The organism is Streptomyces sp. NPDC043870 (assembly GCF_056435785.1).
On the sequence record NZ_JBWKDT010000003.1, the window covers coordinates 271,775 to 284,028 of the forward strand.

At 69.3% G+C, this 12,254-nt stretch carries 10 protein-coding genes; all 10 read left to right on the forward strand.

Features of this window, described 5'->3' with window-relative positions:
• Positions 1-219: 219 nt before the first annotated feature.
• Positions 220-3,165: a M14 family metallopeptidase gene (locus tag AC0699_RS05745; protein WP_478656065.1), complete on the forward strand. Its 2,946-nt coding sequence runs from the start codon at positions 220-222 to the stop codon at positions 3,163-3,165.
• A gap of 193 nt (positions 3,166-3,358) precedes the next feature.
• Entirely contained in the window at positions 3,359-4,363 is a 1,005-nt protein-coding gene (gene gap, locus AC0699_RS05750; RefSeq protein ID WP_478656067.1) for a type I glyceraldehyde-3-phosphate dehydrogenase, read from the forward strand.
• A gap of 110 nt (positions 4,364-4,473) precedes the next feature.
• Positions 4,474-5,685 (forward strand): phosphoglycerate kinase, encoded by a 1,212-nt coding sequence (locus tag AC0699_RS05755; protein WP_478656070.1) that lies wholly within the window; start codon positions 4,474-4,476, stop codon positions 5,683-5,685.
• Between the two features lie 100 nt (positions 5,686-5,785).
• Entirely contained in the window at positions 5,786-6,562 is a 777-nt protein-coding gene (gene tpiA / locus AC0699_RS05760) for a triose-phosphate isomerase (protein WP_478656072.1), read from the forward strand.
• A 132-nt stretch (positions 6,563-6,694) separates the two neighbouring features.
• The gene (secG, locus tag AC0699_RS05765) at positions 6,695-6,931 is read left to right on the forward strand and encodes a preprotein translocase subunit SecG (protein WP_469770238.1); all 237 of its coding nucleotides are present in this window, start codon (positions 6,695-6,697) and stop codon (positions 6,929-6,931) included.
• A 110-nt stretch (positions 6,932-7,041) separates the two neighbouring features.
• A complete protein-coding gene (locus AC0699_RS05770; RefSeq protein WP_453669133.1) occupies positions 7,042-7,377 on the forward strand; it encodes an RNA polymerase-binding protein RbpA in 336 nt (111 codons plus the stop codon).
• Positions 7,378-7,683: 306 nt separating this feature from the next.
• Complete coding sequence (gene pgi / locus AC0699_RS05775; protein ID WP_478656388.1) at positions 7,684-9,336, forward strand: glucose-6-phosphate isomerase; 1,653 nt, start codon at positions 7,684-7,686, stop codon at positions 9,334-9,336.
• A gap of 4 nt (positions 9,337-9,340) precedes the next feature.
• Positions 9,341-9,841 (forward strand): PH domain-containing protein, encoded by a 501-nt coding sequence (locus AC0699_RS05780; RefSeq protein WP_478656076.1) that lies wholly within the window; start codon positions 9,341-9,343, stop codon positions 9,839-9,841.
• On the forward strand, positions 9,838-11,343 hold the full coding sequence (locus AC0699_RS05785) for a PH domain-containing protein (RefSeq protein WP_478656078.1): 1,506 nt from the start codon (positions 9,838-9,840) through the stop codon (positions 11,341-11,343). The genes AC0699_RS05780 and AC0699_RS05785 overlap by 4 nt, the downstream gene beginning before the upstream one ends.
• 57 nt (positions 11,344-11,400) lie before the next feature.
• A complete protein-coding gene (locus AC0699_RS05790) occupies positions 11,401-12,246 on the forward strand; it encodes a poly-gamma-glutamate hydrolase family protein (RefSeq protein ID WP_478656080.1) in 846 nt (281 codons plus the stop codon).
• Positions 12,247-12,254 lie beyond the last annotated feature (8 nt).

Genomic DNA, 12,254 nt, shown 5'->3' on the forward strand with positions numbered 1-12,254 from the left:
GGGAGCAAAACGAAAGGAAAAAGGTAGGCGGGGGTGGGGGGGCCGAAACCCCCCCCCCCCCCCCCCCCCCCCCCCCCCGGCCCCCCCCCCCCCCCCCCGTTTCCGTATCCCCGGCCCGTACCTGACGACACTCGCCCCTCGCGCCATCTTGACATGATCATGAACTGTCATGAGCCTGGCATCTGTTTCTTTCGCGACAGACGAAAGCAAGGGGGGCCAATGAGACGAAGAGCAAGATCGATCCTTGCCGCGACCTCACTCCTGATCGCCGGACTGGCGGCCGCGCCACTCGCCCGGGCCGACCAGGGCGGAGAGGACGACGGACTCTCCGTATGGCATGCGAAGGTCACCAAGGCACAGGTTCCGCTGCTCCTCGCGGCCGGTGCCGACGGTCATGAACTGACGGAACAGGTGCCGGACCAGGGCACCGCCACCATCGAGATGTACCTCACCGACGAACAGGCCGGCGAGCTGCGCGGGAAGGGCGTCGGCATCACCGAGCACACCGTTGCCGCCGCGGCCGAGAAGCGCCTCGCCGCCGCGGGCGACGGTGTCTTCCGCCCCTACGGCGGCAAGGGCGGGCTCAAGGAGGAGATCCTCGCCGCCGCCGGTGCCAACCCCTCGATCACCAAGGCCGTCAGCATCGGCAAGAGTCTGAACGGCCAGGACATCCTCGCCCTCAAGGTCACCAAGGGCGCCAAGAAGTACCGCGACGGCGCCAAGCCGGCCACTCTCTACCTCTCCAACCAGCACGCCCGTGAGTGGATCACCCCCGAGATGACCCGGCGGCTGCTCCACCACTACCTCGCGAACTACGGCAAGGACCCGCGCATCACCAGGATCGTGGACACCACCGAGCTGTGGTTCGTGCTCTCCGCCAACCCCGACGGCTACGACTACACGCACGCGTCGCCCGACAACCGCCAGTGGCGCAAGAACCTCCGCGACAACAACCGTGACGGCAAGATCACCCCCGGCGACGGCGTCGACCTCAACCGCAACTTCTCCTACAAGTGGGGCTACGACAACGAGGGTTCGTCCCCCGACCCCGCCGACGAGACCTTCCGCGGCACGGGCCCCGGCTCCGAGCCCGAGACCAGGGCCCTCGACGCCTTCCAGAAGCGCATCGGCTTCGAGTACGGCATCAACTACCACTCCGCCGCCCAGCTGCTGCTCTACGGCGTCGGCTGGCAGGTCGCCTCCCCGACCCCGGACGACGTCCTCTACAAGTCCCTTGCGGGTACGCCCCAGAAGTCCGCCGTACCCGGCTACCGCCCCCAGCTTTCCTCCGAGCTGTACACCACCAACGGTGAGGCCGACGGCCACGCGGCCAACGTCAACGGCATGATGATGTTCACCCCTGAGATGTCGACGTGCGCGACCGCGTCCCGGGTGGACCCGAACGACCCCTGGGAGCCGGGCGACTGCGCGTCCGTCTTCACCTTCCCCGACGACGAGAAGCTGATCCAGCAGGAGTTCGCCAAGAACATCCCGTTCGCTCTCGCCGTCGCCGAGACCGCCGCCCACCCCGACCGGCCGTCCTCCCCGGTCGGCATCGAGGCCCCGGACTTCACCCCGGACCCGTTCTCGGTCTCGTACGCGCGCGGCGACCAGGAAGTCTCCGTCACCGCCCGCAGGTCGCTGCGCGACAAGGAGCTCAACTACCGCATCAACGGCGGCCGTACGCACGACGAGGACCTCACGGCCTGGCAGGGCGGCGACGTCTACGGCGGCGAGGACAACATCCGCTTCGACCAGTACCGCGCCGAAGTGGAAGGCGCCGAGGCCGGTGACAAGGTCGAGGTCTGGTTCACCGGCCGTACCCGGGACGGCAAGCGGGTCTCCAGCACCCCGTTCACGTACACCGTCGCCGAACGGCCCCGCGCCGACACCCTCGTGCTCGCCGAGGAAGGCGTACCCGGCACCCCCGCCCAGCACATCGCCGCCTACACCAAGGCGCTCGCCGACAACGGCCGCAAGGCCGCCGTCTGGGACGTCGCCACCCAGGGCACGCCGCACGCCCTCGGCGTCCTGTCCCACTTCAGGACCGTCGTCTGGTACACGGGCGCCGGCAAACCCTCCGGCCCGGTGATGTTCGCCGTCCGCGACTTCGTCAACGAGGGCGGCAAGCTCGTCAACGCCGGTGAGGAGAACGGCGGGAACATCAACATCGGCCGCGCCGAATCGGACGACTTCGCCCAGTACTACCTCGGCGCGTACCGCCGCGCCGGACTGAAGTCCCCGCCCGGATTCGCCGGAACGGGATCCTTCGCGGGGACGAAGGCGGTCCTCGGCGACGCCACGGCCAACCCGCTGAACGCGGCGGGCGCGTACACCGTCACCTCCGACACCCTGAAGCCCGATCAGTTCCCGCAGTTCCGCAGCTCGGCCGCGGGCGACTACCCCGGGGTACGCACCCCGTTCGAGCCGTACGAGGGCAGCTCCTTCGCCGCGGCCCGGCACTCCGACGACTCCTGGATGCGGCTCAGCCGGACGGTCGACCTGACCGGCACGGCGGCGTCGGCCGCGCCCAGCCTCCGTTTCCAGCTCAGCTACGACACCGAGCAGGACTACGACAACGTGGTCGTCGAAGCCCACACCGTCGGCCAGGACGACTGGACGACCCTGCCCGACGCCAACGGCGGCACGACCACCGAGACGCCCGCGGAGTGCGACGCGGGCTTCTACGTCGGCGGCCATCCCTTCCTGGCCCACTACCTCACCGTCGGAGCCGACAGCTGCGCGCCGACCGGCACGACCGGCGGCTGGAACCGGTTCACCGGCAGCTCCAACGGCTGGCAGCCGGTCTCCGTCGACCTGAGTGCCTACGCGGGCAAGCAGGTCGAGCTGTCCATCTCCTACATCTCCGACCCGGGCACCGGCGGCCTCGGTGTCTTCGCCGACGGCACGAGCCTCGTCATCGGCGGTACCCCGCAGGGCGCGGAAGGCTTCGAGACCGCCCTCGGCCCGTGGACCGTGACCGGACCGCCGGCAGGCAGCCCGGGCAACGGCTCGGACTGGGCTCGCTCACCGGCGCTCTTCCACTCCTACGCGGCCGTCGCCACCCATGACACCGTGCTCCTCGGCTTCGGCCTGGAGCATGTGGCGAGCGCGGCCGAGCGCAAGCAGATCATCGGAAAGGCGCTCAGTGCGCTGCGGCGTTGACCCTGTGTAGTCGCATCGAGCCCCGATGGCCCGTACTTGTCGGTAGGTACGGGCCATCGGCGCGCACCGGAATGTGCGGGCGTGCTCGATGTCACTCCGGCTGCCCCGGGGAGGTAGGGTCGTAAGCGGTCGGGGACATCCCATACAGCTCGCCGGCGTCGAAACCCGGCGTACCAACGAGGAGATCGGTTTCGTGACGATCCGCGTAGGCATCAACGGCTTTGGCCGCATCGGTCGTAACTACTTCCGCGCGCTGCTGGAGCAGGGTGCTGACATCGAGATCGTGGCTGTCAACGACCTGGGTGACACCGCGACCACTGCTCACCTGCTGAAGTACGACACCATCCTGGGCCGCCTCAAGGCGGACGTCAGCCACACCGCCGACACCATCACGGTCGACGGCCACACCATCAAGGTGCTCTCCGAGCGCAACCCCGCCGACATCCCGTGGGGCGAGCTGGGCGTCGACATCGTCATCGAGTCGACCGGCATCTTCACGAAGAAGGCCGACGCCGAGAAGCACATCGCCGGCGGCGCCAAGAAGGTCCTCATCTCGGCTCCGGCCAAGGAAGAGGACATCACCATCGTGATGGGTGTCAACCAGGACAAGTACGAGCCGGCCAAACACCACGTCATCTCCAACGCCTCCTGCACCACCAACTGTGTGGCGCCGATGGCCAAGGTCCTGGACGAGAACTTCGGGATCGTCAAGGGCATGATGACCACGGTCCACGCGTACACCAACGACCAGCGCATCCTGGACTTCCCGCACTCCGACCTGCGCCGCGCCCGCGCCGCCGCGGAGAACATCATCCCGACCTCGACCGGTGCCGCCAAGGCCACCGCGCTGGTCCTCCCGCAGCTCAAGGGCAAGCTGGACGGCATTGCCATGCGCGTCCCGGTCCCGACCGGCTCCGTCACCGACCTGGTCCTGGAGCTCGACCGCGAGGTCACCAAGGACGAGATCAACACCGCCTTCCAGAAGGCCGCCGAGGGCCAGCTCCAGGGCATCCTGGAGTACACGGAGGACCCGATCGTCTCCTCGGACATCGTGAACTGGCCGGCCTCCTGCACCTTCGACTCCTCCCTGACCATGGTCCAGGGCAAGCAGGTCAAGGTCGTCGGCTGGTACGACAACGAGTGGGGCTACTCCAACCGTCTGGTGGACCTGACCGTCTTCGTCGGCAACCAGCTCTGATCAGCGGCCGGCAGTAGCACCTCGATGTGAGCCACAGGGCTCGGGCAGCGCAAGGAAGCGCTGTACGAGCCCTGTCGCTTGTCCTCGATCTCCCCTAGGAGCCATCACCCATGAAGACGATCGACGAACTTCTCGCCGAAGGCGTCACCGGCAAGCGGGTCTTCGTCCGCGCCGACCTCAACGTGCCGCTCTACGGCAACAGCATCACCGACGACGGCCGTATCCGGGCCGTGCTGCCCACCGTGAAGGCCCTCGCCGACGCGGGTGCCCGGGTCGTCGTCGCCTCGCACCTGGGCCGCCCGAAGGGCGCCCCGGACCCGGCGTTCTCGCTCGCGCCGGCCGCGGCGCGCCTCGGCGAACTGCTCGGTGCCGATGTCGCGTTCGCGACCGACACGGTCGGTGAGTCGGCCCGCGCCACCGTCGACGGTCTCGCCGACGGCCGGGTCGCCGTGATCGAGAACCTCCGTTTCAACGCCGGTGAGACGTCCAAGGACGACGCCGAGCGCGGCGCCTTCGCCGACCAGCTCGCCGCCCTCGCCGATGTGTACGTCGGCGACGGCTTCGGAGCCGTCCACCGCAAGCACGCCTCGGTGTACGACCTCCCGGCCCGGCTGCCGCACGCCGCCGGCTACCTCATCGCCACCGAGGTCGGCGTACTGAAGAAGCTCACCGAGGACGTCAAGCGGCCGTACGTCGTCGTCCTCGGCGGCGCCAAGGTCTCCGACAAGCTCGCCGTCATCGACGAGCTGCTCGGCAAGGCCGACCGCCTCCTGATCGGCGGCGGCATGGCGTACACCTTCCTCAAGGCCAAGGGCTACGAGGTCGGCATCTCCCTCCTCCAGGAGGACCAGATCCCGACGGTGACCGAGTACATGGAGCGCGCCGAGAAGCACGGCGTCGAGCTCGTGCTGCCGGTCGACATCCTGGCCTCGGCCCAGTTCCCCGACCTGAAGACGAAGGCCCCGGCCGAGTTCACCGTGGTCGACGCCGACAAGATCCCCTCCGACAAGGAGGGCCTGGACATCGGCCCGAAGACCCGCGAGCTGTACGCGTCCAAGATCGCCGACGCCGAGACCGTCTTCTGGAACGGCCCGCTGGGCGTCTTCGAGCACCCCGACTACGCGGGCGGCACCCGCGCGATCGCCCAGGCGCTCGTCGACAGCTCGGCCTTCACCGTCGTCGGCGGTGGCGACTCGGCCGCCGCCGTCCGCACGCTCGGTTTCGACGAGAACGCATTCGGCCACATTTCGACCGGCGGCGGCGCGAGCCTCGAGTACCTCGAGGGCAAGACGCTTCCCGGCCTCGCCGCACTGGAGGACTGACCTTCGTGAGCGACGCACGGGCGGCCGCCGGGCCGCAGACAAGTACGATTCCCGCACTTCTGCGCCGCGCGGGCGGAGAAGCGAACAATGAAGGAGGGGCATGAGCACGCGTACCCCGCTCATGGCGGGCAACTGGAAGATGAACCTCAACCACCTCGAGGCCATCGCCCACGTCCAGAAGCTCGCGTTCGCCCTGGCGGACAAGGACTACGACGCCGTCGAGGTCGCCGTCCTGCCCCCGTTCACCGACCTGCGCTCGGTGCAGACCCTCGTGGACGGGGACAAGCTCAAGATCAAGTACGGCGCCCAGGACATCTCGGCGCACGACTCCGGTGCGTACACCGGTGAGATCTCGGGCCCCATGCTCGCCAAGCTGAAGTGCACCTACGTCGCGATCGGTCACTCCGAGCGACGCCAGTACCACGGCGAGTCCGACGAGCTGTGCAACACCAAGGTGAAGGCCGCCTACAAGCACGGCCTGACCCCGATCCTCTGCGTCGGTGAGGGCCTGGACGTCCGCAAGGCCGGCCAGCAGGTCCAGTACACGCTGAACCAGATCGACGGCGGTCTGAAGGACATCCCGGCCGACCAGGCCGAGTCGATCGTGATCGCGTACGAGCCGGTCTGGGCCATCGGTACGGGTGAGGTCGCCACCCCCGAGGACGCCCAGGAGGTCTGCGGGGCGATCCGCGGCAGGCTTGCCGAGCTGTACTCGCAGGAACTGGCCGACAAGGTGCGGATCCAGTACGGCGGCTCGGTGAAGGCCGGGAACGTCGCGGCGATCATGGCGCAGCCCGATGTGGACGGCGCGCTGGTCGGCGGGGCCGCGCTGGACTCGGACGAGTTCGTCAAGATCGTCCGGTTCCGCGACCAGTGAGTAGGCCGTAGGGACGATCCGTCGTACCCTTGCGGGGGCCGAGGCTTTCGGGCCCGGCCCCCGTCTCCTTGAGCAGTTGTTCAGTTTGATCAGTTGTTCAGTCTCATCCCGTCCGAGGAAGTTGGTCCAGCCGTGATTATGGGGTTCTCGATCGCCCTGATCGTCTTCAGCCTGCTGCTGATGCTGCTGGTGCTGATGCACAAGGGGAAGGGCGGCGGCCTCTCCGACATGTTCGGTGGCGGCATGCAGTCGTCCGTCGGCGGCTCCTCGGTCGCCGAGCGCAACCTCGACCGCATCACCGTCGTGATCGGTCTGCTGTGGTTCGCGTGCATTGTCGTACTTGGTCTGCTGATGAAGCTGGGAAGCTGACCCACCGAAGGCGTCCCAGGGGCGGGGGTGTAACTCCAATCACTGGACGCGCGTTGGGCCTTACGTAGACTGGGGCATCTTCGAGCACCATCACGCAGGGAGTTACGACCGTGGCAAGTGGCAACGCGATCCGGGGAAGCCGGGTCGGAGCGGGGCCGATGGGGGAGGCCGAGCGGGGCGAGTCCGCACCGCGTCTCCGCATCTCCTTCTGGTGCTCGAACGGGCACGAGACGCAGCCGAGCTTCGCCAGTGACGCACAGGTTCCGGAGCACTGGGACTGCCCGCGGTGCGGGTTCCCGGCCGGTCAGGACCGGGAGAATCCGCCGGACCCGCCGCGCACCGAGCCGTACAAGACGCATCTGGCGTACGTACGCGAGCGGCGCAGCGACGCGGACGGGGAGGCGATCCTCGCCGAGGCGCTCGCCAAGCTCCGGGGCGAGATCTGAGCGGCTGACGCTCAGCAGCCGACATCGGGCCCGGCCCACGCAGGAATCGGCCGATTCCCGCGTGGGCCGGGCCCGATGCGTTGGCGCAGCGCGGCCAGGACGCGCCCAGCTCGCGACGGCCGGAGCGCCGCTCGGGGCGCTGCTCGGTGGTGCGTCGGCGGCGGCGCGGGGACTGAACCCCCCCTGCGCCGCCGGCCGCCGGCCTGTTCAGCCTCGCCGTCGCGTCCCCGGCCCCTCAGATCAATTAGGTTGGTGCTGCAGCGGGGCACGCAGGCAGGTACGAGAAGAAGTGGGCTGATGTCCAGAATGAACGCAGAAAGCCGTACCCGGCTCAACCGGACGCCCGAGTGGGCCGCCCTCGGCAAGCATCGTGAGCAGCTGGCCGACACACATCTGCGGGAACTGTTCGCCGCCGACGCCGGCCGGGGCAGCCGGTACACCCTCCAGGTCGGCGACCTCCACCTCGACTACTCCAAGCACCTGGTGACCGACGAGACGCTGGCGCTGCTGCGCGAGCTGGCCGCGGCCACCGATGTCGCGGGGCTGCGGGACGCCATGTTCCGCGGCGAGAAGATCAACATCACCGAGCAGCGGGCCGTGCTGCACACGGCGCTGCGCGCGCCCCGTGACGCCGTCATCGAGGTCGACGGCGAGGACGTGGTGCCCGGGGTGCACGCCGTGCTCGACAAGATGAGCGCGTTCTCCGAGCGGATCCGCTCGGGCAGCTGGACCGGCCACACCGGAAAGCCCATCAAGAACGTCGTCAACATCGGCATCGGCGGCTCCGACCTCGGCCCGGCGATGGCATACGAGGTGCTGCGCTCCTACACCGCACGGGATCTGACGTTCCGTTTCGTCTCGAACGTGGACGGGGCCGATCTGCACGAGGCGGTGCGCGACCTCGACGCCGCCGAGACGCTGTTCATCATCGCGTCCAAGACGTTCACCACGATCGAGACCATCACCAACGCGACGTCCGCCCGCGACTGGCTGCTCACCGAGCTGAAGGCCGGCCAGGACGCCGTCGCCAAGCACTTCGTGGCCCTGTCGACGAACGCCGAGAAGGTCGACGAGTTCGGCATCGACACGGCGAACATGTTCGAGTTCTGGGACTGGGTAGGCGGGCGCTACTCGTACGACTCGGCCATCGGGCTCTCGCTGATGATCGCCATCGGCCCGGACCGCTTCCGCGAGATGCTCGACGGATTCCACCTCGTCGACGAGCACTTCCGCACCGCACCGCCGGAGGAGAACGCGCCACTGCTGCTCGGCCTGCTGGGCGTCTGGTACGGAGGGTTCTTCGACGCCCAGTCGCACGCGGTGCTGCCGTACTCGCACTACCTGAGCAAGTTCACCGCGTACCTGCAGCAGCTGGACATGGAGTCCAACGGCAAGTCCGTCGACCGTGACGGCAACCGTGTCGACTGGCAGACCGGACCCGTCGTCTGGGGCACGCCCGGCACCAACGGGCAGCACGCGTACTACCAGTTGATCCACCAGGGGACGAAGCTCATCCCGGCCGACTTCATCGGCTTCGCGCAGCCCGTCCCGGACCTGCTGCCGGGACTGGTCGCCCAGCACGACCTGCTGATGGCCAACTTCTTCGCCCAGACGCAGGCGCTGGCCTTCGGCAAGACCCCCGACGAGGTGCGGGCGGAGGGCGTCGCGGAGGAACTGGTGCCGCACAAGACGTTCGCCGGCAACCACCCGACGACCACGATCCTGGCGAACGAGCTGACCCCGTCCGTCCTCGGCCAGCTCATCGCACTCTACGAACACAAGGTGTTCGTCCAGGGAGCCGTCTGGAACATCGACTCCTTCGACCAGTGGGGCGTCGAGCTCGGCAAGGTCCTGGCCAAGCGGATCGAGCCCGTCCTCACCGAGGGACGCGGCGGCGAGGACCTCGACAGCTCGACCGCCGCGCTGGTGGCCACGTACCGCTCATTGCGCGGCCGCTGATCCGATGACGGGGGAGGAGACCGTGCGGCTGCGGCCGCCGAACAACACCCTGAACGAACGGGCCGTCGGCTGGTGGCGGGTGCAGTGCCTGCTGACGACCGTCGTACCGGTGACGGTACTCGGTCTGCTGGGGGCGTTCATCGCGCCCGCCAGGACCTGGCTGTCGGCGGCAGCCGGCGTCGTGGCGGTCCTCGGGCTGGCAGGCACGGTCTTCTTCCCCTCCTGGTGGTACCGGGTGCACCGCTGGGAGGTCACGGACGACGCGGTGTACGTCCGGACCGGCGCCCTCTGGCAGGAGTGGCGGATCGCCCCCATGTCCCGGATCCAGACCGTTGACACCGTGCGAGGCCCCTTGGAGCAGGCCTTCCGGCTCGCCACGGTCACCGTCACCACCGCCTCCGCCAAGGGCGCGATCAGGATCGAGGGGCTGGACCACGAGCTGGCGGCGGAGCTGGCCGAGCAGCTGACCCGGATCACCCAGGCCACGCCCGGGGATGCCACATGAGCGACGGCTGGCTGCGGCTCGACCGGCGTACCGTCCTCGTCACGGCCGTGGTCCTGACCGGAGTCGCGGGCGGCGCCGGGCTGCCGGTCCTGTTCGGCCTCGCGGGCGGCATGCCGTGGTGGCAGGCCCTCGGCTGGGTGCTGGCAGGCGCCGCCGTCCTCGTCGCGGGAGGCTCGGCCGCGGACTACGTACGGTGGCGGCGCACGCGGTACCGCATCGGGCCCGAGCGCGCCGAACTCCACACCGGTCTGCTGCTGACAAAGCGCCGCTCGCTGGCCCGCGAACGCATCCGCAGCGTCGATCTGACGGCCAATCCGCTGCAGCGACTGCTCGGTCTCGTCAAAGTACGGATCGGCACCGGCGAGCACACCGGCGGTGGGGAGTCCACGCTGGAACTCGACCCCGTCACCAGGCCGGAGGGCGAACGGCTGCGCCGTGAGCTGCTGGCCCGCGCCGCTGTCGCCACCCCCGGCACCCACCGGGAGGGCGAGCTGGCCACCCTAGATCCCCGCTGGATCCGGTACGCACCGGTGTCGTTCGTCGCCCCGTTGCTCGGCGGAGCGGCCGCCGGTGCGGTGATGCAGGTCAGCGAATGGTTCGGCCTGCAGAGCGAGGTCATCGACTGGATCGGCGAGCAGTTCCGGGGCACCCCGGTCGTCTGGATCGTCGTCGCGCTGGCCCTCGGGGCCCTGGTCGCAGGAGTCGTCGGCGCGCTCGGCCTCTGGGTCGAGATGTGGTTCAACTACCGGCTGGAGCGGGAGCCGGGCGGCACCCTGCGGGTCCGCCGCGGACTGTTCACCGCCCGCTCACTCTCCGTCGAGGAGCGACGGCTGCGCGGAGTGGAACTCGTCGAGCCCCTCGGTGTACGGATGTTCGGCGCGGCACGGGTGGACGCGGTCGCGACGGGACTCGTCCAGGAGCAGGACGACCAGCACACCGGCCACAAGACGCTTCTGCCGCCCGCGCCCCGCTCCGTCGCCGACGATGTGACGGCGCTGGTGCTGCGCGAGTCCGGCCCGCCGACGAGCGTCGCGCTCACCGCCCATCCGCGCGCGGCACGCGCCCGCCGGCTGCGCTGGGCGCTCGCCGCCGCACTCGTCCCGCTCCTCGTGCTCACGCTCCTGGGCCTGCTGCTCACGGACGTGCTGTGGTACGTCGCGGCCGCATGCGCGGTGGTGTTCCTGCCGCTCGCGGTGCTCCTCGCACTGGACGCGTACCGCAGCCTGGGCCACGCCGTCGACGGCGACTACCTGCTCGCCCGCTCCGGGACCGTCCGGCGCGGGACGGTCGCGCTGCAACGCGGCGCAGTCATCGGCTGGACGCTCAAACAGTCCTGGTTCCAGCGCCGTGCCGGACTTCTCACCCTGACCGCGACCACGGCGGCGGGCGACGGGGCGTACTCGGCGTACGACGCCGACGAGCACGAGGTCCTCGACTTCGCCTCCCGCGCGGTCCCGGGCCTGCTGGAGCCGTTCCTGGAGCGACCGGAACGCACGGTGTGAGGCAGCCCACTTCCGGAACGGGAGTCGGTGCCTCGTCTCACCGCGATCATGACATGCATGACGTATGCCAACCGCCGCACCGTACTGGCCGGCCTCGCCGGCGCCGCACTCAGCGCCTCCGTGCTCAACACCTTTGCCGCCGCCCCCGCGTACGCCGCCGACCTCTACGCGTCGAACACCGACCTCTACACGAAGCTCGCCGGCAAGGAGGGCACGGACTTCGCCAGGCGCTACAAGCGCCATGAGCTGTTCGACAACAGCGACAGCCTGAGATACCCGTTCAACCGCACCACGATCATGGCCCTCCACGGCGGCGGCATCGAGGGGGGTACGTCCGAGCTGTGCCTGGCGATAGCGGGCTACCACCCGGCCACGCTCGCCGTGCAGCCGGCGGGCGGTCCGGTCCACGACTACTGGATGTTCGAGGGTGTGCGCGCGTCCAACAACAGCGAGCTGCACGTCACCTCGACGAACAACGACGACCGGTCCGCCCTGTCCATGGCCGCGGGCAGCCTCAATGTTCTGAGCCTGCACGGCTGTACGGCGGCGCAGGCCGGTGCGTCCGCGGGAGTGCCCGAGGCGGTCGTCGTCGGCGGCCTCAACACCCACTTCAAGACGTATCTGCACGAGGAGTTCCAGGCCGCCGGGTTCCAGACCATCGACGGCTCGACGGTTCCCGCTCTCGCGGGCGAGGACCCGGCCAACATCTGCAACAAGACCCTGCTCGGCAAGGGCGCCCAGCTGGAGATGACCACCGAGCTGCGCCAGAGCATGTTCGACAGCGGCTACTTCACCCGGCTCGGACGGCCGACCCACACCAATGCCGTCTTCGACGCCTTCGCCGGCGCCGCCCGCAAGGCCATCGCACGCCTGGAGGCCCGCCCGGACCAGGTCATCCTCTGATCCGCTGA